We start from the raw sequence: 22,855 nt of genomic DNA on the forward strand, positions 1-22,855 counted from the left end.
GGTATATAATGTATAAAACGAAATAAAGGAAGAAGTAAACATTTGAAAGGGGAACGGCAATATGGAGAGAAACACAGTTAAAGAATATACAATTCGAACTGCTACTGAAGAGGAAAGCGATAGCATTATTACTCTATTAAGAGAAGTAGCAGAGTGGCTACAACATAAAGAAGTCGATCAATGGCAGTATCTGTTAGGTGGAGAAGCTACGGCTGAAATACTAGAAGGTATAAGAGAGAAATATACATATGTGGTTACGAAAGAAAATGAAATTGTCGGTACGGTTACCGTATCTCCTAAACAAAATGATTGGGATGAGCGTATTTTTGGTAAGGCGGAAGTTGCTGATTCTTTATATATTCATAGATTTGCGGTGAAACGGAAATATAAGGGAAATGGAATCGGAGAGTGGATTTTACAATGGATAGACGAGAATGTACAATGTGATAAAGAGTACTTGAAGCTAGATTGTGTGGGGCATAATCGTACGTTGAATGACTTTTATAAGAGTAGTGGTTTTGATTATATTGGAAGTACGGATGGACTTAGTAAGTTTCAAAAGAAAAGGAGAAAATAAATGAATCAAATTCATACAGATTTAGCTAAAAGGTTAATAGGGGAACAGTTTCCTGAATGGGCACATTTAGAAGTGAAGCCTGTAAAGTTTAGTGGGCATGATAATAGAACGTTTCATCTAGGGGATGATATGAGTGTCAGATTGCCAAGTGACGAGGCATATGCACCGCAAGTAGAGAAAGAAAATAAGTGGCTACCTATATTAAGTAAGGAGCTTTCTTTACCGATTTCTGCACCAGTTGCGAAAGGAAATCCATCTGAAGAGTATCCATTGCCTTGGTCTATTAATAAGTGGATAGAAGGGGATACTGTTACGAAACAAAATGTTCGTGATCTAAGTGAGCTTGCGGCGGACTTAGGATCATTTTTAGTAGAATTGCAATCCATTGATGCGAGTAATGGACCGATTGCTGGAGCACATAATTTTTACCGAGGCGGGCTTATATCTGTATATGATGAAGAGGCGAGAGGTGCGATCGAAAATAACAAGGACGTTTTTGATGAAACTGTATTAAAGCACCTTTGGGATGTAGCACTCCAGTCAACGTGGGAGCGTAAGCCAGTTTGGGTTCATGGGGATGTTGCACCTGGAAACTTACTCGTTAAGGACGGAAAGCTTTCTGCCGTAATTGATTTTGGTATTTTAGGAGTAGGCGATCCGGCTTGTGATGCAGCGATGGCATGGACATTTTTTGATAAGAATAGCAGAAACGTATTTAAAGACGTATTGCGCATAGATGAAGAAACGTGGAATAGAGCGAGAGGATGGGCACTTTGGAAGGCGTTGATTACATATGATGCGAATAAGACTAGTAATAAAATAGTGGCAGACGAATCGTATCGTGTGATTCAAGTGATTGTGGATGATTATGAGAGATAGTAGAAAAAGCCTATTTTAAAATAGGCTTTTTTTATATGATTAAATATTAGAAACTGAAAGAAGGAATGTAACATTATTATACAGAATATTTAGATAATGGGAGGTGTCGAATTTTGAGTGAAATTGAATTAAAAAGGAATGTAATTAAGACTGGGAGTGAGAAGGGGGTTATTCTCCGGTTTATACTCGCTAGTCTAGTTGGGGTGTTTATGTTTTTCGTACCAGTTACGATAAACGGTGCTTCGTCCATTATGATTGATCATATCGTATCATGGATCAGGACTTCGGTTCCGAGCGTCGTACCTTATTATGCACTACTCGTTATGATAATAGGTGCGATTTATCCGTTTTATACGAAAAAGTGGAATGCATCTATCGTAGACATTTGTTTTTCGATTTTAAAAGTAGTTGGTGTTGTCTTTGGTGTATTATATTGCTTGAAAGTAGGGCCAGCTTGGTTCTTTGCACCAGATGTAGGGCCGTTTTTGTATGAAAAACTAGTCATATCGGTAAGTTTACTCGTACCAATTGGCTCGGCTTTTTTAGCGTTATTAGTCGGATACGGATTACTTGAATTTATTGGTACGTTTTGCCGTCCCATTATGAGACCGTTATGGAATACACCAGGACGATCAGCAATCGATGCGGTTGCGTCCTTTGTAGGGAGTTATTCGTTAGCTTTATTAATTACGAATCGCGTGTATAAAGAAGGAAAGTATACGACAAAAGAAGCAGCGATCATCGCTACAGGCTTTTCTACAGTATCCGCAACATTTATGATCATCATCGCAAAAACATTAGACATTATGCATTTATGGAATGTTTATTTTTGGACTACTCTTGTTGTAACATTCATCGTAACTGCTATCACCGTAAGAATCCCACCACTTAGTAGAAAACCAGATACATATGTAACGAAAGAAGGGTTCCCAGAGCCTGTTTATAAAGAGAAAATGTTAGAACGTGCTTGGGAAGACGCGCTAGAAGTATCGAAATCTGCACCGAGTATTATGAAAAATATCGCAGTGAATTTAAAAGATGGTTTTATTATGACGATGGGAATTTTGCCATCTATTATGTCAGTAGGATTAATTGGTATCGTCTTAGCGAAATTCACGCCAATATTTGATTGGATCAGCTATATTTTCTATCCATTTACATGGCTATTACAATTACCAGAAGCAGAACTAGCTGCTAAAGCGGCATCCGTTGGTATCGCAGAAATGTTTTTACCTTCTCTTTTAGTTGTAAGTGCACCACTTGTGACAAAGTTTGTTATTGCGGTTGTTTCCGTGTCATCTATATTGTTCTTCTCAGCTTCCATTCCTTGTATTTTATCGACAGACATTCCGTTAAAAGTATCGGAACTTATTATTCTCTACGTACAAAGAACGATATTAACATTACTTATTATTACGCCGATTGCTTATTTGTTACTTTAAAGTTTTAAAAAGATAAATCTCTAACAAAAGAAGCCTTCTGTAAAAGGAAGGCTTCTTTTGTTTAAAATCGGGTTATTCCCACATCACTATCATGCTAAGAAAATCAAATATCCTAAAATGTGAAAATATACTATTTTCTGTTTTTATGATGTTTTTATTTATTTTTTGAATATGACGTCATGCTTCTTAAGAAGATTCCTAGTCCTGCAAAAAAGAAACCTAAGCATAATAAGCTGCCTGGTGTTCCCCAAGTAATTTGATCTAGCATTTTCATCCCCTCCCATTTATCATTATATAGCATTTATTGGGAATTATCAAAATTTTCCTTTTTAAAGGTTAGTGATGAGCTTTCCCGCCTTATACGAGAAGAATATATTTGAAAAGGAATTGTTTTAAATACATTCTATTATTCTTATAAAACGTTTTCTTTTCATATGATATAGTAACAACAAAAGGGGGCTTTCAAATGGAAATGATTCACGAAAGAGCAAAGTTACGGTTAATAGATAGTGATGATGTCGAAACTTTGTTTTCGATTGTAGAAGGAAATCGGGATATTTGGGCGTATTTAATCTCTAAAATGGATAGTGTGCAAGATATGCAGCAATACGTTCAAAAAGCGATACAGGGTTATGGAAATGGTACTCAAATACCTTTTGTTGTAGTGGATCAACAGACGAATACGATTGTAGGAAGTACACGTTTATATAATATTTCAGTAGAAGATAAAACAGTAGAGTTAGGGCAGACTTGGTATCATCCAAGTGTGCAACGTACGAGTATAAATACAGAGTGTAAGTATATGCTTCTTCAGTATGCTTTTGAAAAATTACGTATGCTGAGAGTACAAATTAAGACGGATGCAAGAAATGAAAAAGCACAACGAGCAATTGAAAGGTTAGGTGCAGTAAAAGAGGGTGTGCTTAGAAACGAAAGAAAATTGCCAAGTGGTCATGTGAGAGATGCGGTTGTGTATAGTATTATCGCAAGTGAATGGCCAGTTGTGAAAGCACGTTTATTAGAAAATTTAGAGTTGTATAAAGAAAAGTTATAATTCGTGTTTGGAAAGGTATATTGTTCGTGATGTATGAAAAATATACCTTTTTTCTTACAAAATGCTACTTTATTTTAATTCCTTTTGTTTCATCGTTCCCTTCTGAGAAAAAATTCGTTACAATGTAGTTGTATGGTAATAAACTTATGAATTTAAAACATGTAATGAAAACTGCAAATAAAAATGAATTGATAATCCTCAATTTTTAATGAAAACCCTTTTATACATAAATAACAAGTAAAGTACCTTCTTTTAAATAAACTCAAACGAAACGATTTGATATAAATGTTTTTTATAGAAGTATGGATGATGTACGGAGGCAATTACAAATGAAAGAAAATAAGAAAAATAAGAAAAGACGAATCTTTCAAGTATTTTTACTAATGATTTGTTCTGCTATTTTATATGTAAGTTATGCAGCTTACGATATTTGGAGCTATCGTTTTAAAACAGATGATAGTGTGAAAACGGATGCTGGTATCGTACTAGGAGCGGCTTCTTGGAACGGAAAACCATCCCCTGTATTTAAAGAAAGAATTAATCATGCGATTTCTCTATATAAGAACGGAAATATTAAAAAGATTATTTTTACAGGTGGTACAAAGTTCGAGGCAGAACTTGAGGAAGCGCGTACTGCAAGAGTATATGCAATGAAACAAGGTGTAAAAGAGGAAGATATTTTAATTGAAACAAAATCCCTTTTCACAGAAGAAAACTTAAAGAATGCGAAGGAAGTTGGAATAGAGAACGGAATACGCACATACACGATTGTAAGTGATCCACTTCATATGAAACGCGCAATGAGAATCGCAAAACATATTAATATTGAAGCGTATGCTTCACCAACGCCGACATCAGCATATAAAACGTTAGACACAGAAATACCATTCTTCTTTAAAGAATTATTCTCGTACATTGGATATGTAACCTCTTTGCCGTTAAAGGCATTGAAGGGAGACTAATATAAGAAAAGAACCTATTTTAAATGGGAACTTTTCTTATTGGTCAAAAACATTGTATTTTTATCGGAATAGTGAAACAATAGAGAGGTAGCTTCATATAATCATAATGAAAAAGTGAGCGGTTGATGAATCGAACATAAAGGAGATTATAGTATGGCACTCTCATTTGTTGAAACAGAAGAACAATCTTTCATTATTGAACAAATAAATAAATTGATTCTGAAGTTCATGGAAAGAGAGCATCAACTAAGTGAATTAGGATCATTTCCGTATGAAAATATAAGTGATTTGAAAGATATCGGATATACGAAATTAACGTTACCGAAGGAATTTGGTGGTAGTGCGATTTCTTTATATGACTTTGTTTTATTTCAAGAGAAAATCGCGGAAGGCTGCGGAGCTACTGCGTTATCGATTGGCTGGCATATTGGCATTGTGAAAGAGCTAGCGGAAAATCACTCTTGGAATGATGAGATGTTCAAATGGTTTTGCGAAGAAGTACGTAACGGTGCACTCTTTAATCGGGCAGCAACAGAACCAAAAACAGGGAGTCCGACGCGTGGTGGTAAGCCAGAAACAATAGCGGTTCAACAAGGCGAGAAGTGGATTATAAATGGAAGAAAAACTTTTACAACGATGGCGCCAATACTTGATTATTTTATTATTTCAGCAAGTATTGAAGGTCGAGAAGAAGTTGGAGAGTTTGTCATTCCGAGAAATACGCTCGGTGTATCCATTGAAGAAACGTGGGATAGCGTTGCGATGCGAGGGACTGCTAGTCATGACCTTGTCTTACAAAATGTAGAGATAGAAAGTCGCTTTTTTACAGATGTAAAGGGCGGGAAAGTGAAACAAAAGGGTATTGGCTGGTTGCTACATATACCAGCATGTTATTTAGGAATTGCACAATCAGCAAGAAATTATGCAGTTCAGTTTGCGGGATCATACAAGCCAAATAGTTTAAATCATTCTATTAGTTTATTGCCGAATGTTAGAAGATTAGTTGGAGAATTAGAACTTGAGCTTATGCAAGCTCGCGTCTTTTTATATCAAATTGCGAAAAAGTACGATGAGGCAGAGGATAAACTATCATTGCAAGCCGAACTAGCAGCAGTGAAATATGCTGTAACAAATGCGGCAATATCTATTGTAGATAAAGCAATGCGCATCGTAGGAGCAAAAAGTTTATCAGAAAAAAATCCGCTTCATCGTTACTATTTAAACGTCAGAGCAGGATTGCACAATCCGCCGATGGATGATGCAACACTATCTATGTTAGCGGATGCGGCGTTTCGGTCGTAGTTTTTTTAACTTACATTTTATTGTTTATGGACAATATAGTTGTTTTGAAAGCACGTGTTTGATTAGTAATCGAACACGTGCTTTTTATGTGTACGACGTACCAAATTGAGATGTAGATTTTTAGTATAAATGGTTATCATGATTTTGTAAGTGTTCCTTGATGGAAAAATATTTGCGAAGTTCCATCTATCAGTTTCCAAATGGAACTTCGCAAAGTATTCTGCATTCTAGTTTCATCTCTTACAAGATATGTCGCCAACACAGTATCCTTCGATAAAGGGTATATTTCAAAATTAGAAAGAGTCATTTCTCTCACACTAAGTCCGTCTCCACCAACAGAATCCTTCTTATACCAAACGTTTCCCGAACTTCCAAACTCAAAAAAGTCGTCTGTAAGTAATTTGTCCAGTTCTGCTGGATTTGTACGAGTTTTAGGTTCTAATAGTTTTTCCTCCAGTTCACATAAATGCTTTTTTAATTCAGAGTGCTTTTTCACGTGATCATCCCCATATATTAATTATCGTACAACAACTAAATTGCTCTTTTTAACTAACGGAAAGAATTTTGACTAGTTAGATAATTGGTTGCGTATTATTATAATGCCAGTTTGAAAGCTTTGTAAACATTTGTTATATTTAATCCCAAATTAAAGGTCTTTCCAAGTTTATCATTCGTAAATATTGTAAAAATTGACCAGCATGGACCGCATCATGATAGGCAATTCGTAATAGCATGTCGCCTAAATATCTTTGATAGCCAACATCGCTTCGATCAATAAGGGTTGAATCTAGCTCAGCTATGCTTATGGATTGAACATATTCTATAAAGTCAGTAAAGTACGATTGTGCCAATTCAATTTCTTTTTTTACACAAGTAATTGGCTCGTCATCATACGGGAAATGTATATCATTTATTGAGCCGTTGTTTTTTAAAATCATATGATAATAAAAAGTTGAGCTCCATACATGACGAATCATCTCACCAAAGGACATAGCTTCATGATCAGGCTTCCAATTAAGAAAATTATCGGGAAGAGAATTCCATAATTTTTCTGAGCGCCTTCTCGTTTCTTTCAAATTTAATATACTAAGATCAATTGCATTCATAATACATTCTCCTTTACTATTAAACTTAAAATAATTGTATCAGTTTAATAGTTAGGGTATCATCGAAATATGAATGTATATCCGAATATCTCATATATAGCTAAACTAATTGCTGAACCTACAAGAGCAATTATCTTAGATTGTCTAATGAATAATCAGGCACTACCTGCTAGCGAATTGGCTTATATGGCAAAGGTGTCACATCCAACGATTAGTTCTCATCTTTCTAAATTAGTAGAGGGGAATCTACTTACAGTTGAACAACATGGTAGACATCGTTACTATCGACTTGCTAATCAAGAGGTAGCAGAAGTTCTTGAAAAGTTAGGAACAATTGCACCATCAGTCCAAGTTCGGTCTTTAAAACAATCGGATCAATTAAAACAAATTCGTTATGCTCGAACTTGCTATGATCATCTTGCAGGCAGACTCGGTGTAGAGATAACTGAAAAATTACTACATAGGGAATTTATAATTTTAAAGGAAGGAGAATACATTGTAACGGAACAAGGTAAGCAATGGTTTCTGAATTTTGGAATAAATATTGAAACGGCAGATATAAAGAGAAGGGTATTTGCAAAACCTTGTCTTGATTGGAGTGAACGACGCTACCATATTTCTGGTTGGTTAGGATCTGCGATAGCAAAACTATTTTTTGAACAGGAATGGATTACAAAAACGGATAAGAATAGAGCCGTCCATCTTACAAAAAAAGGTATGAAGTTATTGAAAGACCAATTAGGCATTGACATGGAAAATAAAAAAGTCCATCAAAATGCAGTGCCTCCTATCGAGTAAACAGTATTAAATAACCTGAGTTCTATATTTATATAGACTCAGGTTATTTGATTTGTTTTAAAATCTTTGATGATATTTGCATATGGCAACTTTAACCTCATTTGCTTTACGGAAAGAGGTTAAATGAAAACATAGTAGTTTGAGGCAGTTCTATTAAATTATTAATCATATTCATTGAAAATTAAGCGTAAGAATATAGTAAATGAAGGGAGATATAAAATGAATAAAATTAAACTGAAAGTATTAAATGTAAGATATGTAGTGATATGTATTTTATTCACTATTATATGTATCCTCACTTCATTCTTCATTTCTAGTAATTCCAGCGTATTTAAATCATTTTATATGAATCAGTTATTAGGAACGAATTCTACTAAAGGTCTTATGTATATGATAGGAAGTGAGAATCGTTATTTTGCAGAAGAATTTCATAAAGAAAAAGGACGAGCGTCTTTGGAATCTTTTTTACTGTCACTTTCTACAAACATTAATGTAAATGATCTCCGAAGTTTATTAACTAGAGAACTTCCTAATATGAATCAATTTTATTCGGAAATATTAATTGCTGGGGAAGGAACAGATTATACGAACATTCCTGAAGAATCCAGTATTCCTTTAGATAACATTAAAGATAAAGGTACTGCTATTAAACACCCAAAGAGTGGGAAAGAAAACAATTCTACTGGTGAAAATTCAAATACACAAAATAACGGTGAAAATAAAGTTTTTATTTATCATACACATAGTTGGGAAGCGTTTATTCCTCTCATTCCAGGTGCTACGATACCCGATGATGCTTCCAGTACAAATAATGAAGTGAATATTACGTTTGTTGGAAACTATTTAAAACAAAAGTTAGAAGAAAAAGGAATAGGTGTTTCACATGATACGACAAATATGAGGGATTTTCTGCGAAATAAAAATTTAAATTGGGCCCAATCTTACAAAGGATCCCGTCAAATATTACAAGATAAATTAGCACAAGATAAAAATATTATGTTTCCAATGGACCTTCATAGAGACGATGCACGAAAAAATATTACAACAAAAAATATTAACGGAAAGAATTATGCTCGGCTTTATTTTATTTTAGGACGAGAAAATCCTAACTATGAAAAAAATAAAAAAATAGTAACGGCAATAAATTCATATTTAGATGAGAAGTATTACGGTTTAAGCCGAGGGATTTTTATTAAAGATCGTAAAAGCGGTAACGGAGTATATAATCAAGACCTTTCTCCAAATGCATTACTTATTGAAATGGGAGGGGTAGATAATACACCAGAAGAATTGTATGCGTCAGTTGACGCATTAGTAGAGGCATTTAGCCACTATTATAATGAAGTAACTAAGAAAAATAACTAAATGTATAGGGGAAACCTAGTATTTTTGTAAAATAAAAAGGAGTGACACCTAGTCAGAAGTTCTAGGGGTTACTCCTTTTTTAGTAGAATATAATATTAACAATGAAGGCAATCAATAAAAAAAATCTTTCTTTTCATTCTTCTTTTTACAGTTTTATAGGAGAATGCTATGTTTCTTATTTCAGCTACTGTATAATAAGAAAAAAGCACGAAAAGAGGTCATCTAATGCTAGAGGTTATTGCAACATGTTTAGAAGATGTGAAACGAATTGAACGAGCTGGCGGGAAGCGAATTGAATTAATTACATCTTATACAGAAGGCGGTTTAACGCCGAGTTATGCATTTATTAAAAAAGCGGTAGAAGCAGTACATATACCGATTCACGTTATGATTCGTCCGCATGCGAAGTCTTTTACATATACGGAAGAAGAAATTGAAATGATGAAGGAAGATATTATCATTGCGCAGAAGTTAGGTGCAGCTGGTGTTGTATTAGGTGTATTAAACGAACGAAATGAAGTGGATGAAGAGAAATTAGCGAATTTACTATCTGTTGTAGATGGAATAAATGTAACGTATCACCGAGCGATAGATGATATAGAGAATCCAGTAGAAGCGATGAAAACTTTAAAGAAGTTTCATAAAGTGACTCACGTTTTAACTTCAGGTGGACAAGGAAATATAGTAGAGAATATTCCGGTGCTTGCAGAAATGCAAAAGGTAAGCGATGGTCAAATTCAGCTTGTTGCTGGAGCTGGCGTGACGAAAGAAAATATAAAGCGATTGCTAGATGAAACTGGAATTTCGCAAGCTCATGTCGGTACAGCGGTAAGAGAAGGGAAATCATGTTTTTCTGAAATTGATCTTAATTTAGTGCAAGAATTAGTTCAAATCATACAATAAACACGTAAGAAAGAGGAGAAACGATGAAGGAAAATACGAAGAAAGAATTATTCTCATGGGCTAAAACGATAGGATTTACACTAGTATTAATCGCTATTATTCGCGGTGTTTTATTTACACCTTCATTAGTACAAGGTGAATCGATGATGCCTACTTTAGAAAATAACGAACGAGTTCTTGTGAATAAGATTGGTTATAGTATAAGTGGATTAGATCGCTTTGATATTATCGTCTTCCACGGAAAAGAAGGATACGATTTAGTAAAACGAGTAATTGGCTTACCAGGCGATACAGTGGAGTATAAAAACGATGTTTTATATGTAAACGGAACAGCGATGGAAGAACCGTATTTAAAAGAGTTTAAAGAAAAAGCAGCAGGTCGTGTATTAACTCCAGACTTTACGTTAGAACAAATCACTGGAAAAACGAAAGTGCCAGCAGGCCAAGTGTTTGTTTTAGGAGATAATCGTGAAGTTTCGAAAGACGGTCGAATGTTCGGATTTATTTCAGAAGATGAAATTGTCGGAAAAGGCCAAGCTGTTTTCTGGCCGTTGAAACAAGTAAGAGCGCTATAAAGAAGTATGAAATATAATACCCTATAGAATAGACACCCGAAAAAAATCTATTTTATAGGGTGTTTTTTGTATAATAAATCAATTGAAAATAAAAGACTATTAAGAAGCAAGCAAGAAAAGGTTTGTCTCCTTGATCATATATATTACGAGTAGGTGATTTTGTGGAAAAAGAAAGAAAATATGCTATTATGGCAGATGGCAGTCAAATTTATTACGAGAAAAGCGGACGAGGTTTTCCACTATTTTTGTTACATGGGAATAGTGGCAGCGGGAAATATTTCTCTAAGCAGGTGCCTGAATTGGAAAAGTATTTTCAAATATTCTTAGTCGATAGCCGTGGGCATGGGCGTTCGACTAACGTCTCCAAAAATTTAAACTTCCCACTAATGGTCGATGATTTGAAAACAATAATGCTTTTAGAAAACATTCGGAAAGCAGACTTTCTCGGGTTTAGCGATGGAGCCAACTTAGCAATGATGTTTACTACTTCGTATCCAGAATACGTTCATCGACTCGTTTTAAATGCAGGAAACACAAAAACAAGTGGAGTTCGTTTTTTAGTGTTAGCAGCTATTTATGCATTGTATGGTTTTGTTTTCATTCCGTCCTTATTTAGTAAGAAAATACAGCAGAAACTATCCATTCTCAGTTTGTTACTCCATGATATTGGTGTCTCAGAATTAGATTTAAAACAAATAAGTTGCCCGAATTTAATATTGGTTGGGGAGCATGACATTATAAAACGCAAACATTCCATATACTTAGCAAAGACAATTCCAAATGCTTCATTTGTCTCAGTTTCTGGACAGGGACATACATTTGCACGAAAAAATCCCCAACAATTCAACCAAGAAATTTTAAAGTTTTTGAAAGAAAAGTCAAGTTGAGGACTGAAAAATTTACTCAGACGTTAACTGTATATAAAGTTGAAAAGATACTTAAAGATGGTCAGTACAAGCCTAGATTTATTCTAGAATATTTGTAAATAAACTAGAGGTAACAGATCTTGTCATGAAAGAAGCGAAAAAGTATACTGACAAATTAAATGGAATTTAAAAAAGATGACTTCTGGGAATACAGAAATCATCTTTTTTTGTCCTACTTATTTAAATGTTAGGTTTTGCTATAACTTGAACTTTTGAAAGAGAACCATCATTATTTCTAAATTTTATTTTGTATTCACCTTCAGGAAGCCAATCACTCCAATTTATATTAAATTCATTGATTGCTTGTTCCCCAGTTTTTAAAGTTCCGTCAATCATCCAAGCACCTTTAGCGTTATATAAAGTGTAACTAAAAGGAGAATCGCCTATATTTTTTACAAAAAGGTTTAATTCATCACCGTGAGAGTAGTTAAAGCTAGAAATACTTGATCCGAAAAAATGAATTTCTTCGTTCGCTATTTTATGATATTGGGCAACTGTAGCGGTTGCATGAGTATCTTCATTCGTCGCAAATGTTACATTATAACCTATACAAAAAAATAACATAATAGCAAGAATTACTAGCAACTTTTTCAAAAGAAAAACTCCTTATATGTTGTTTTACATATATAATGATAATTGAAATATGTTGGATATGTAATAGTTTGATGTGAAAATTTACAAATGCATTTAATTATTTACGTTTTTTAAACTACTGACAAATATATCGGTTCATGAGATTGAAAAAAATATTGATAGAATTGAAAGAATATTTTATAATTTTAAATTATATGTTTGTTTCGAAAAACGGAATTTAAGTTCCGAAATTCGGAACAAGAGGGAGATAGAATGAGTATAAATAAAACGGCAGTTAAGACAATGGATATTTTAGAGTTGTTTTATGAGCATGAAGAGCTAAGTTTAACAGATATGGTTCAGATTACGAGTATGCCGAAAACATCTGTTTATCGTTTAATTGGCTCGTTAGAAGAAATGGAGTTTTTACAAAAAAACGAGAAGGGGAAGTATCGTCTAGGAGTCGTTTTTTTACGGTTCGGTCAACTTGTTTCACAAAGATTATCCGTAAGAAATATTGCGATTCCATATATGAAAGAGCTTAGAAATAGTTTAGGACAGGCAGTTAATTTAATTATTCAAGATGGTAATGACGCGATTTATGTGGAAAAGATGGAAGGTGTTCAGCCTGTACGCGTGTATACAGCTGTTGGAAGAAGAGCACCGCTTTATGCTGGCGCATGTCCGAGGATTTTACTTTCGTATTTCTCTGAGGAAGAGAAACGGAAATACGTAGAGGAAACGGATTTAAAACAGTTTGCAGATGGAACAATCGTGGATAAGAAACAATTGCTAGAAGTGTTACAAGTGGCGAAAAAGGAAGGACATACAATTAGCTACTCTGAGTTAGAAAATTATACAGCGGCTATAGCAGCGCCCATTTTCGCAAGCGATGGAACGGTTGTAGCAGGTATTAGTATTTCGGGATTAGCAATTGAGTATAACGAAAGTAACATTGCATATTTTATTGCGAAGGTGAAAGAAACAGCACATCGAATTTCGAAAGAACTCGGCTTTTTGGCATAGAAAGAGGGAGTAGGATGAAATTTTCTGCGTTAGGGGATCAAGCAATTATTGTTACATTTGGTGAAGAAATTGGGATGGAGACATACGAAAAAGTGCAGCGATTATTTCAAGCGTTGAGACGACACCCGTTTACAGGAATGGTTGAGTGTGTACCATCTTTCACTTCATTAGCGGTCTACTACAATGTATATGAAGTATGGAAGCGAAATGGGAGAAGTGAAGGATCATATCATTACGTTTGCCGGTATATACAGGAGCTTTGTAATTCGTATCAAGAAGAATTAAATCAGGATATGGAACATATTTCTATACCTGTTTGCTACGGGGGGGAATATGGACCTGATTTAGAAGAGGTCGCACATTATAGAGGATTACGAGCGGAGGATGTCATTCGCATACATAGTGAAATAACATATTTTGTATATATGTTAGGTTTTACACCAGGATTCCCGTATTTAGGAGGGCTATCAAAAGAGCTAGAAACACCTAGAAAAGAAACACCACGGTTACAAATTGCTCCTGGTTCGGTAGGTATTGGCGGAAATCAAACAGGTATATATCCGCTTGAAACACCGGGTGGATGGAATATTATTGGCCGAACACCAATCTCCTTATTTAATCCAGAAGAAGAAACACCAACATATATTCAAAGCGGTATGTATTTACGATTTATCCCAATAACGAAGGAAGAGTATGTATCACTTGAGGGGGCTAAAGAATGGATGTAGAAGTTTTACATGCAGGAATGTTTACAACAGTCCAAGATTTAGGGCGAGCTCATTATCAACAATACGGTGTACCAGTTGGCGGGGCCATGGATCAAAGTGCACTTCGGATGATCAATATGTTAGTCGGTAATGAAGAGAATGAAGCTGGACTCGAAATGACAATTATGGGGCCTAAATTGTTAATAAAGAAAACGACTTTGCTTGCGATTGGCGGAGCAAATATGGAGCCGTTACTGAATGGGAAGCGAATTCCATTATGGCGTCCATTTTAGCGGAAGAAGGTAGTATGCTTTGTTTTGGGAAAGTGAAAAGCGGTTGCAGAACGTATGTGACTTTTGCAGGTGGTATACAGATTGATCGCATAATGGGAAGCAAAAGTACTTACATACGTGCTGCGATTGGTGGTATGGAAGGAAGAATGCTGAAAAAGGGAGATTATTTTCAAATTGGAACGCACACAGAAATGGCGAGTCATTGCATTCAAAACTTACAAAACGATGAGCGAAACAAAACGAAATGGACAATTAGCAAAAGCGTACTGCCAAAGTATAAGAAGTATCCTAAGCTGCGTGTCATAACTAACTTTGAATATGATCAATTTACAGAAGAAAGTATAAAGGCATTTTTTACGAAAGAGTATAAAGTATCTAATTACGCTGACCGTATGGGTTATAGAGTTGAAGGAGAAGTTTTAAATAGAGTGGAAGAAAAAGAGATTTTATCGAGTCCCGTTACATTCGGAACGATTCAAGTGCCAAACGGTGGACAGCCGATTATATTAATGGCAGATAGGCAAACGACAGGTGGCTATCCGAGAATGGGAAATATCATTTCAGTAGATTTACCTCTTCTTGCTCAGCTAAAACCAGGGGACTATGTTTCATTTGAGAAAATTACGCTTGAAGAAGCGGAACAATTGTACATAGAACAAGAAGTAAATATGAATCTATTAAAAAAATTCATCGCTTTACGAAGCTGACATTGGGAGGGAAAACATCGTGACGACAATCGATTTAAACTGTGATTTAGGAGAAAGTTTTGGAGCTTATAAAATGGGGAATGATGATGAAATTCTTCCGTTCGTGTCCTCTATAAACGTTGCTTGTGGTTTTCATGCGGGAGATCCGACTGTAATGAGGAAAACGGTCGAAAAGGCACTGCAGCATAACGTAGCAATTGGCGCGCATCCTGGTTTTCCTGATTTAATTGGATTTGGAAGAAGAAACATGAATGTTTCAGCAAGTGAAGTATACGATTACGTTTTATATCAAATCGGCGCATTAGATGCTTTTGTGAAAGCGGCAGGCGGGAAAATGCATCATGTAAAACCGCACGGTGCCCTATATAATATGGCGGCGACAAATCCGGAAATTGCAGATGCAATCACGAAGGCAATTTATCATAGTAATCCCAATCTATTACTTTACGGATTAGCAAATAGCGAGGCGTCTATACAGGCTGCGGAAAAATATAATGTAACTCTCGTACAAGAAGCTTTTGCAGATCGTACGTATAAGCAAGATGGAACGTTAACGAGCCGGACAGAAGAAAATGCGCTCATAAAAAATGAAGACGAAGCGATAAAGCAAGTGCTTCAAATGGTGAAAGAAGGGTATGTAAACGCGGTGAGCGGAGAGAAAGTAGCGGTTCAAGCGAAAACAATTTGTTTACATGGTGATGGAGAAAAAGCAGTCCAATTTGCGAGAAAAATATACAGAACATTCGAACTTAATGGTATTTCTATTTGTGCACCGAAATAAAAAAATGAGGGGAAGTGTTGGAATTGGTGAAATTAATCGGGATATTACTTGTTGCGGTGGGCTTTTTATTTAGATTGAATACACTTTTAGTAGTTATGGTTGCAGGTATTGTTACGGGTATGGTTTCGGGATTAAGCTTTTATGATGTGATCAGCATGTTCGGTAAGTTTTTCATAGAAAATAGATATATGTCTATGCCAATTATATTAACTTTACCGGTAATCGGAATTTTAGAGCGTTACGGTTTAAAAGAAAGAGCAGAAGCACTTATAACGAAATCAAAAGGTGCAACAACTGGAAGAGTATTAATGTCATATTTTACGATAAGAGAATCATCAGCAGCACTGGGGCTGAACATTGGTGGTCATGCACAAACGGTAAGACCGCTCGTTGCACCGATGGCAGAAGGGGCTGCGCAAGGGAAATATGGTAAGCTCCCTGAAAAGTTAAGAGAAAAAATTAAAGCGAATGCAGCAGCTGCGGAAAATACAGCATGGTTTTTCGGAGAGGATATATTTATCGCGACTGGTGCTATTTGATTAATGAAAGGATTCTTCGATTCAGTAGGTATGCATGTCGGTGTATGGGATATGGCGCTTTGGGGCATTCCAACTGCAATATCAGCACTTATCGTAAGCTGGATCAGATTTAGAAGATTTGATAAATATATAGCGAAAACGATGGCATCAAAAGAAAAAGAAGAGAAGGAGGCAATATAAAATGAACATCATCACAATGGATACAATTTATTACGTATTAGGAATAATCGTTGCTTTTATCGCCGTTCGTATTGCATTTGATCGTCAACATCCAAATCGATTTGGTTCTAGCTCATTTTGGGCGCTATTTGCAGTTACCTTTTTATTCGGAAATGTAATCCCTTCGTTTTATGTTGGCTGTATCGTGCTCACTATGGTCGTGTTAGCTTCATTAAATAAAGTAACAAAATCAGAGGAGAAAGAAGTTCCAGTACAAGAACGTGTGAAACATGCGGAGAAATTAAAAAATAAAATTTTTATGCCTGCACTATTAATTCCTATTTTTACAATTATCGGTACGTTAACGTTAGGGAAGATTAAATGGGGGAATGTATCCCTTGTTGATCCGGATAAAGTCACATTAGTTGCATTAGCACTTGGGGCACTACTTGCATTCATTGCGGCGATGCGTATTACGAAATCGAAAATAACAACGCCTGTTCAAGAAGGAAGCAGACTATTACAAGCTGTTGGCTGGGCTGTTATTTTACCGCAAATGTTAGCAGCACTTGGCGGTATTTTCGCAAAGTCTGGCGTTGGACAAGTCGTTTCTGATTTAGTCGGACAAGTATTACCGACAGAATATCCGTTCGTTGCTGTTATGGCATATTGTTTAGGAATGATGCTCTTTACAGTCGTAATGGGAAATGCATTTGCAGCGTTTGCCGTTATTACTGGCGGAATTGGCTTACCTTTAATTGTTCAAATGCACGGAGGAAACCCGGCAATTATGGCCGCGCTCGGTATGTTTGCTGGATATTGCGGAACGCTACTTACTCCAATGGCAGCAAACTTTAATATCGTTCCGGCAATGCTTTTAGAGCTAAAAGATAAAAATGCAGTTATTAAAGCGCAAGTACCAATTGCTCTTTCAATCTTTATTATAAATATGTTTATTATGTACGGTCTTGTATATCGTTTCTAATTAGGAGAGAAAACTATGAAAACAGTATTACTAACAGGGTTCGACCCGTTCGGCGGAGAAAGCATTAATCCAGCTTGGGAAGTCGCAAAAAGTTTGCATGAAAAAACAGTGGGAGAATATAAGATTATTAGTAAACAAGTACCAACTGTATTCCAAAAATCAATCAGCGTATTAAAAGAGTATATAGAAGAACTAAACCCTGAAATGATTATATGTATTGGACAAGCTGGAGGCAGACCAGATATTACGATAGAGCGTGTCGCAATTAACGTTGATGATGCAAGAATTGCTGACAATGAAGGGAATCAGCCGGTAGATGTACCGGTTGTAGAAGAAGGACCAGCTGCCTATTGGTCTACACTTCCGATGAAAGCAATTGTAAAAAGACTGCAAAAAGAAGGTATACCAGCTTCTGTTTCACAAACAGCAGGTACATTCGTTTGTAATCATTTATTCTACGGTCTCATGCATGAACTAGAGAAACAGGATAAGAAAATAAAAGGCGGATTTATTCATATTCCGTTCTTACCAGAACAAGCGAGTAACTATCCAGGCCAACCGAGTATGTCACTTTCTACGATTAGTAAAGGAATAGAATTGGCAGTTGAGGTAACGACGACAGTTGAGGTGGATATTGTTGAAATTGGGGGTACGACGCATTAAATAAATCGAATCGTACGACACCTCCTGTAAACAACTGGTATAATAAGTATAGGAAAATACATAGAGGTGATTTTTGTGCAACAATTTGAAGAAGTACGTTCAATTTTAGAAAAAGCGAAGAAAATTACAGTGTTAACAGGTGCAGGAGCAAGTACGGAAAGTGGTATTCCCGATTTCCGTTCAGCAAATGGATTGTATGCTGATGCGAATGTGGAGATGTATTTATCAAGAGGATATTATAATAGAAGCCCGAAAGAATTTTGGAAGCATTATAAAGAAATATTTCAAATTAATACGTTTCATCAATATAAACCAAATCGTGGCCATCGCTTTTTAGCTGAATTAGAAGAACAAGGGAAAGATATTACGATTTTAACGCAAAATATTGACGGTTTACATCAACTAGGCGGTAGTAAGCATGTCATTGATTTACATGGAACACTTCAAACAGCACATTGTCCGAAGTGTAAAGTGGGCTATGATTTGCAGTATATGATTGATCATGAAGTGCCTCGCTGCGAGAAGTGTAATTTCATTTTAAATCCAGACGTTGTTTTATACGGGGATACATTGCCGCAATATCAAAATGCGATAAAACGTTTATATGAAACAGATGTGCTTATCGTTATGGGAACTTCATTAAAAGTACAACCCGTCGCTTCATTCCCGCAAATCGCAAAGAGGGAAATAGGGGCAACGACAATTTTAGTAAATGAAGAGTTAACAGGGCAAGAATATAACTTTGATTTTGTTTTTCAAAATAAGATTGGTGAGTTTGTTAAAGGGTTATCTTCAATGAAATAAGTTATCAAAAAAACTGAGGTATTCACCTCAGTTTTTTATTTGAATAATTACTGTTTTAAGCCACATGAAAACAGGTCGATAATGTAGTAACCACATCTCTATAATTTATAAAAAAGTGTTTCGTAGGTAAAACAGCAGAGTAAGAAGTAATATTATCTTAAGCGAATATACAATCGTCATAAAGTAAGCTAATGTGTAGCGGTTGTAAAGGTTCAATTTCGTTTTGTTTTAAGTATAAAACTAAGTCGTTATAAAGTTGCGTACTATACTCACTTACAGACCATTCTAATGAATGCTGACCTACTATGCTAGTCCACCATACTTTAAAACTATACAGCATTTCTTTAAAGGATTCCTCATTACAGAATTGAGTGTCAAAAAGCTTCTCGTAAAAGATATTATTTTCCTCATAAAAAAATTGTAAATCATATCGGTCGTTAGCAATTTGTTTACGAAGTATATGCCATAATTCTTTGAAATGATCTTCAAAGTCAGTAGAGAAATTTAATTGTCTTGCTATGTAAGGAAACCGCAAATTTTCTTTGTTCTCATGTTGGTTAAGATAAATGTTTTGAATATAAATCATAAAGTTTAAACAATATGACGTATTAGTATGAATTGTGAATGAACCTTTCATTTCATTTTCTCCTTAGTAATGCCTTTTATTGTTAGTATACAGAGAAATGTAAATGAATGGTATAAAAAAACAATTGTATACACTCTTTCTGTTAGAAGAAAATTCATGTTATGCCGAATTAAGGGAATGGTAATAAATAGGATATAAAATTAAAATACTGAAAATTAAATCTTTTATTTCTTTAGTAATTAATATAAAATTCTATATATATCATATAAATAAATTTGATACATAATGATTTTGCGTAGAAATGTTAATAGAATGAAGCGAGGGAGCGAAATGAGACAGAAAAAGGAGCAGAAGAAACAATCGAAAAAGAAAAAGACGCATATTCCATTTCGATTAAATGTACTATTTTTTATCGTCTTTCTTTTATTTTCAGCTATTATAATTCAATTAGGTAAAGTACAAATCATTGATGGAGAAACGTATAGAAATGAAGTGAATAAAAAGGAAGATGTAACGGTAAGCACTCCTGTTCCTAGGGGGAAAATGTTTGATCGGCAAGGTCAAGTGATTGTAAATAATAAACCACTACGAACCGTTACATATACGAAAATGAAAGGAGTAGATTCGAAAGAAGTTTTACAAGTAGCAAGAAATTTAGCTCAGCTTATTGAAATGTCGCCAGAAGATATAAATAAGTTGACGGAAACAGATAAAAAAGATTTTTGGATGCAGTTAAATGAAAAACGAGCAGCAGAAAAAGTAACGAAAGAAGATGAGAGTGCATTTAGGAAGCAAGAGATAGAGGGGAAAGAATTAGATAAAAAGGTTGAAGAGTTGCGCCGTGAAAGAATTACGCCAGAAGAATTAAGCGAACTATCAAAAGAGGATCTAGAAGTACTAGCAATTAAAAGTAGGATGAATGCAGGATATAAAATGACGCCGCAAATTGTTAAAAAAGATGTAAGTCAAAATGAATATGCAATCGTAAGTGAAAGATTGGCAATTTTGCCAGGAGTGGATACGACAGTGGATTGGGAACGTGAATACCCAAATGATAAAATACTTCGTTCTATCCTTGGTAGCGTTTCTACTGAAAATGAGGGTTTGCCGAGAGAACAGTTAGATTATTATTTAGTGCGTGATTATAACCGAAATGATCGCATTGGTAAGAGTTATATCGAGAAACAGTACGAAGATGCATTACATGGAACGAAAGAACAGTCTAGAAATATTACGGATAAAGCGGGAAATATTATTCGGACAGAAAAAGTGACTGAAGGAAAAAGTGGAAATAATTTAATGTTAACAGTGGATATGGAGTTACAGAAAAAAGTAGAGGAAAGCCTTGAAAAGAATTTACGAGCATTTCATTCGGCAGAGCCAATGATGGATCGTGCGTTCGTTGTAATGATGAACCCGAAAAATGGGCAAATATTATCAATAGGTGGAAAGAAAATTGTAAATAAAGATGGCGGTATGCAAATAGAAGACTTTGCTTTAGGAACGATGACAAGTTCTTATGAGTTAGGGTCAACTGTGAAAGGGGCTACGTTATTAGCCGGATATCAAACTGAAACAATTAAGCCGTATACGCATTTCTTTGATGCACCAATGTATTTTAAAGGAAGTGCTAAGCCAAAGAAATCGTGGAAAGACTTTGGTGACATTGATGATTTAAGAGCTTTACAAGTTTCATCGAATGTTTACATGTTTAACACTGCTTTAAAAATGGCAGGTGTAAATTATGTACCAAACAATCCGTTAGACATTAAACGAGAGACATTTAATAAAATGCGTTACTACTTTAGACAGTTCGGATTAGGTGTACCGACTGGAATTGACTTACCGAATGAATCGATTGGTCAAATGGGGAGAACTGATAACATACCGGGTTTCTTACTTGATTATGCGATTGGACAGTACGATACATATACGCCGCTGCAACTTGCTCAATATATTTCAACAATTGCAAACGGCGGTTACCGAATGAAACCACAAATTGTACAAGAAGTGAGAGAGCAACCACATAAACCAGAGGATGTTGGAAAAGTTGTTCGGTCTATTGAACCAGTTATTTTAAATCGAGTGGATATGGACACTTCATATATTAATCATGTAAAAGAAGGATTTAGAAGAGTTTTTCAAGAAACTGACGGGACAGGTACTGCAACGTTTAAAGGGTTACCGTATAAACCAGCGGGAAAAACAGGAACAGCTGAAACTGTATATGGTGGAGAAAGTGATATTGGAAGAGATGAAAACTATAACCGAAAAAAATGTTATAATTTAACTCTTGCCGGTTATGCACCATATGATGCAGATCCGGAAGTTGCTTTTTCAGTTGTTGTACCTTGGGTGAATGATGACAAATCAGGAATTAATTCCGCGATTGGTAAAGAGATTTTGGATGCGTATTTTGAATTGAAAGCGAAAAGAACGGGTGGAAATCCAATCCCAGTAGAACAACAGAACAAGGCCCAGTAAAAATAGTATCACTGCATGGAGACTTATTGTGCAGTGATCTATTTTTTGAGTTAAAAAGCGTTTAAATAAGGTGGGAATGGATATGAAGCAGGAGATTAAAAGAGGCTGGGGGAAATACATACTCTTCGTGTTTGTTTTGGTAGTAGCCTATCATTCTTTTACTTTATGTAAAGTGGAAGGGAAATCGATGCAACCAACTTTATATGAAGAAGACTACGTATTTGTAAATAAAGCAGCAGTACATTTTTCTAATCTAGAGCACGGAGAAATTGTCATTATAAAGGAAGAGGATGAGTCGAAATATTATGTAAAACGAGTAATAGGACTTCCTGGTGACGTAATTAACATAACGAATGGATCAGTATATGTGAATGATAAAAAGCAAGAAGAACCGTATACAAATAAAGATTTATTCAATAATACGCAAGTGTTTTACAACTTTCAAAAGACAAAAATCCCGCCAAATAAGTTATTTGTAATGGGAGATAATCGTGAACTTAGTAGAGATAGTCGAAATGGCTTAGGATATATTGAAGAAGATAACATAATAGGCAAAGTGGAATTTGTATATTATCCGTTTTCAAAAATGAAGATTATAGAATAAGTGGGGTTTTGTATAACCCCACTTATTAAAGTTTCACTTTACCCCGCATTAACGG

At 35.3% G+C, this 22,855-nt stretch carries 22 protein-coding genes and 3 pseudogenes; 21 read left to right on the forward strand and 4 right to left on the reverse strand.

Annotation, left to right across the window (positions count from 1 at the left end; translation table 11 throughout):
• The first annotated feature begins 61 nt into the window (after positions 1-61).
• The 6 genes from JDS99_RS12780 (at position 62) to JDS99_RS12805 (ending at position 6,216) form a co-directional block, all read left to right on the forward strand.
• Positions 62-577 (forward strand): GNAT family N-acetyltransferase, encoded by a 516-nt coding sequence (locus tag JDS99_RS12780; RefSeq protein WP_098858046.1) that lies wholly within the window; start codon positions 62-64, stop codon positions 575-577.
• Positions 578-1,456 (forward strand): aminoglycoside phosphotransferase family protein, encoded by an 879-nt coding sequence (locus JDS99_RS12785; RefSeq protein WP_199695176.1) that lies wholly within the window; start codon positions 578-580, stop codon positions 1,454-1,456.
• Positions 1,457-1,569: 113 nt separating this feature from the next.
• Positions 1,570-2,898, forward strand: a complete 1,329-nt coding sequence (locus tag JDS99_RS12790; RefSeq protein WP_098858048.1) for a YjiH family protein — start codon at positions 1,570-1,572, stop codon at positions 2,896-2,898.
• A gap of 466 nt (positions 2,899-3,364) precedes the next feature.
• Positions 3,365-3,952: a GNAT family N-acetyltransferase gene (locus JDS99_RS12795; protein WP_098858049.1), complete on the forward strand. Its 588-nt coding sequence runs from the start codon at positions 3,365-3,367 to the stop codon at positions 3,950-3,952.
• 329 nt (positions 3,953-4,281) lie between these two features.
• Complete coding sequence (locus JDS99_RS12800; protein ID WP_199695177.1) at positions 4,282-4,914, forward strand: YdcF family protein; 633 nt, start codon at positions 4,282-4,284, stop codon at positions 4,912-4,914.
• A gap of 153 nt (positions 4,915-5,067) precedes the next feature.
• Positions 5,068-6,216 carry an acyl-CoA dehydrogenase family protein gene (locus JDS99_RS12805; RefSeq protein ID WP_199695178.1) on the forward strand — a complete coding sequence of 383 codons (1,149 nt, stop codon included), beginning with the start codon at positions 5,068-5,070 and terminating at the stop codon, positions 6,214-6,216.
• A gap of 136 nt (positions 6,217-6,352) precedes the next feature.
• On the opposite strand, the gene JDS99_RS12810 is transcribed toward JDS99_RS12805, so the two are convergent.
• Positions 6,353-6,712: a DUF4440 domain-containing protein gene (locus tag JDS99_RS12810; protein ID WP_199695179.1), complete on the reverse strand. Its 360-nt coding sequence runs from the start codon at positions 6,710-6,712 to the stop codon at positions 6,353-6,355.
• 139 nt (positions 6,713-6,851) lie between these two features.
• Positions 6,852-7,322 (reverse strand): DinB family protein, encoded by a 471-nt coding sequence (locus JDS99_RS12815; protein ID WP_075307790.1) that lies wholly within the window; start codon positions 7,320-7,322, stop codon positions 6,852-6,854.
• Between the two features lie 69 nt (positions 7,323-7,391).
• Here JDS99_RS12815 and JDS99_RS12820 point away from each other — a divergent pair, with 69 nt between their 5' ends.
• The 5 genes from JDS99_RS12820 to JDS99_RS12840 all read left to right on the forward strand — a co-directional run bounded on the left by JDS99_RS12820 (position 7,392) and on the right by JDS99_RS12840 (position 11,850).
• A complete protein-coding gene (locus JDS99_RS12820; protein ID WP_088063884.1) occupies positions 7,392-8,120 on the forward strand; it encodes an ArsR/SmtB family transcription factor in 729 nt (242 codons plus the stop codon).
• Positions 8,121-8,339: 219 nt separating this feature from the next.
• Complete coding sequence (locus tag JDS99_RS12825; RefSeq protein WP_088609233.1) at positions 8,340-9,485, forward strand: stage II sporulation protein P; 1,146 nt, start codon at positions 8,340-8,342, stop codon at positions 9,483-9,485.
• A gap of 225 nt (positions 9,486-9,710) precedes the next feature.
• Entirely contained in the window at positions 9,711-10,388 is a 678-nt protein-coding gene (locus JDS99_RS12830) for a copper homeostasis protein CutC (RefSeq protein WP_098858052.1), read from the forward strand.
• Between the two features lie 23 nt (positions 10,389-10,411).
• Positions 10,412-10,963, forward strand: a complete 552-nt coding sequence (lepB, locus tag JDS99_RS12835; RefSeq protein WP_199695180.1) for a signal peptidase I — start codon at positions 10,412-10,414, stop codon at positions 10,961-10,963.
• Between the two features lie 161 nt (positions 10,964-11,124).
• A complete protein-coding gene (locus JDS99_RS12840; RefSeq protein WP_345943229.1) occupies positions 11,125-11,850 on the forward strand; it encodes an alpha/beta fold hydrolase in 726 nt (241 codons plus the stop codon).
• Positions 11,851-12,069: 219 nt separating this feature from the next.
• On the opposite strand, the gene JDS99_RS12845 is transcribed toward JDS99_RS12840, so the two are convergent.
• Positions 12,070-12,483 (reverse strand): hypothetical protein, encoded by a 414-nt coding sequence (locus tag JDS99_RS12845; RefSeq protein ID WP_199695181.1) that lies wholly within the window; start codon positions 12,481-12,483, stop codon positions 12,070-12,072.
• Positions 12,484-12,735: 252 nt separating this feature from the next.
• Here JDS99_RS12845 and JDS99_RS12850 point away from each other — a divergent pair, with 252 nt between their 5' ends.
• The 8 genes and pseudogenes from JDS99_RS12850 (at position 12,736) to JDS99_RS12885 (ending at position 19,126) form a co-directional block, all read left to right on the forward strand.
• Entirely contained in the window at positions 12,736-13,488 is a 753-nt protein-coding gene (locus tag JDS99_RS12850; protein WP_199695182.1) for an IclR family transcriptional regulator, read from the forward strand.
• A gap of 14 nt (positions 13,489-13,502) precedes the next feature.
• On the forward strand, positions 13,503-14,216 hold the full coding sequence (gene pxpB / locus JDS99_RS12855) for a 5-oxoprolinase subunit PxpB (protein ID WP_199695183.1): 714 nt from the start codon (positions 13,503-13,505) through the stop codon (positions 14,214-14,216).
• A pseudogene (locus tag JDS99_RS12860) lies at positions 14,207-15,195 on the forward strand (5-oxoprolinase subunit C family protein). The gene pxpB and the pseudogene JDS99_RS12860 overlap by 10 nt, the downstream one beginning before the upstream one ends.
• A gap of 19 nt (positions 15,196-15,214) precedes the next feature.
• Positions 15,215-15,976, forward strand: coding sequence for a 5-oxoprolinase subunit PxpA (gene pxpA, locus JDS99_RS12865; RefSeq protein WP_199695184.1), 762 nt, complete (start codon positions 15,215-15,217; stop codon positions 15,974-15,976).
• A 23-nt stretch (positions 15,977-15,999) separates the two neighbouring features.
• Positions 16,000-16,695 (forward strand): annotated as a pseudogene (locus tag JDS99_RS12870) (DUF969 domain-containing protein).
• A 1-nt stretch (position 16,696) separates the two neighbouring features.
• The gene (locus JDS99_RS12875; RefSeq protein WP_088063875.1) at positions 16,697-17,659 is read left to right on the forward strand and encodes a DUF979 domain-containing protein; all 963 of its coding nucleotides are present in this window, start codon (positions 16,697-16,699) and stop codon (positions 17,657-17,659) included.
• Positions 17,660-17,674: 15 nt separating this feature from the next.
• Positions 17,675-18,322 carry a pyroglutamyl-peptidase I gene (gene pcp / locus JDS99_RS12880; RefSeq protein WP_098815326.1) on the forward strand — a complete coding sequence of 216 codons (648 nt, stop codon included), beginning with the start codon at positions 17,675-17,677 and terminating at the stop codon, positions 18,320-18,322.
• Between the two features lie 66 nt (positions 18,323-18,388).
• Positions 18,389-19,126: an NAD-dependent protein deacylase gene (locus JDS99_RS12885; RefSeq protein WP_199695185.1), complete on the forward strand. Its 738-nt coding sequence runs from the start codon at positions 18,389-18,391 to the stop codon at positions 19,124-19,126.
• 55 nt (positions 19,127-19,181) lie between these two features.
• Here the strand turns inward: JDS99_RS12885 and JDS99_RS12890 are convergent.
• Positions 19,182-19,763: pseudogene (locus JDS99_RS12890) on the reverse strand (hypothetical protein).
• A gap of 279 nt (positions 19,764-20,042) precedes the next feature.
• Here JDS99_RS12890 and JDS99_RS12895 point away from each other — a divergent pair.
• Together JDS99_RS12895 and lepB (JDS99_RS12900) are read left to right on the forward strand one after the other, a co-directional pair.
• Complete coding sequence (locus JDS99_RS12895) at positions 20,043-22,196, forward strand: peptidoglycan D,D-transpeptidase FtsI family protein (protein WP_199695186.1); 2,154 nt, start codon at positions 20,043-20,045, stop codon at positions 22,194-22,196.
• Between the two features lie 82 nt (positions 22,197-22,278).
• Positions 22,279-22,800, forward strand: a complete 522-nt coding sequence (gene lepB, locus JDS99_RS12900) for a signal peptidase I (protein ID WP_000806886.1) — start codon at positions 22,279-22,281, stop codon at positions 22,798-22,800.
• Positions 22,801-22,855: the final 55 nt, after the last annotated feature.

It is taken from the genome of Bacillus cereus group sp. N6 (assembly GCF_016483705.1).
Classification (GTDB): domain Bacteria; phylum Bacillota; class Bacilli; order Bacillales; family Bacillaceae_G; genus Bacillus_A; species Bacillus_A wiedmannii.

Coding starts and splice junctions, on each gene's coding strand:
- JDS99_RS12780 (WP_098858046.1), top strand. CDS start 62: ATGGAGAGAAACACAGTTAAAGAATATACAATTCGAACTGCTACTGAA.
- JDS99_RS12785 (WP_199695176.1), top strand. CDS start 578: ATGAATCAAATTCATACAGATTTAGCTAAAAGGTTAATAGGGGAACAG.
- JDS99_RS12795 (WP_098858049.1), top strand. CDS start 3,365: ATGGAAATGATTCACGAAAGAGCAAAGTTACGGTTAATAGATAGTGAT.
- JDS99_RS12800 (WP_199695177.1), top strand. CDS start 4,282: ATGAAAGAAAATAAGAAAAATAAGAAAAGACGAATCTTTCAAGTATTT.
- JDS99_RS12805 (WP_199695178.1), top strand. CDS start 5,068: ATGGCACTCTCATTTGTTGAAACAGAAGAACAATCTTTCATTATTGAA.
- JDS99_RS12815 (WP_075307790.1), bottom strand. CDS start 7,322: ATGAATGCAATTGATCTTAGTATATTAAATTTGAAAGAAACGAGAAGG.
- JDS99_RS12820 (WP_088063884.1), top strand. CDS start 7,392: ATGAATGTATATCCGAATATCTCATATATAGCTAAACTAATTGCTGAA.
- JDS99_RS12825 (WP_088609233.1), top strand. CDS start 8,340: ATGAATAAAATTAAACTGAAAGTATTAAATGTAAGATATGTAGTGATA.
- JDS99_RS12830 (WP_098858052.1), top strand. CDS start 9,711: ATGCTAGAGGTTATTGCAACATGTTTAGAAGATGTGAAACGAATTGAA.
- lepB (WP_199695180.1), top strand. CDS start 10,412: ATGAAGGAAAATACGAAGAAAGAATTATTCTCATGGGCTAAAACGATA.
- JDS99_RS12850 (WP_199695182.1), top strand. CDS start 12,736: ATGAGTATAAATAAAACGGCAGTTAAGACAATGGATATTTTAGAGTTG.
- pxpB (WP_199695183.1), top strand. CDS start 13,503: ATGAAATTTTCTGCGTTAGGGGATCAAGCAATTATTGTTACATTTGGT.
- JDS99_RS12875 (WP_088063875.1), top strand. CDS start 16,697: ATGAACATCATCACAATGGATACAATTTATTACGTATTAGGAATAATC.
- pcp (WP_098815326.1), top strand. CDS start 17,675: ATGAAAACAGTATTACTAACAGGGTTCGACCCGTTCGGCGGAGAAAGC.
- JDS99_RS12895 (WP_199695186.1), top strand. CDS start 20,043: ATGAGACAGAAAAAGGAGCAGAAGAAACAATCGAAAAAGAAAAAGACG.
- lepB (WP_000806886.1), top strand. CDS start 22,279: ATGAAGCAGGAGATTAAAAGAGGCTGGGGGAAATACATACTCTTCGTG.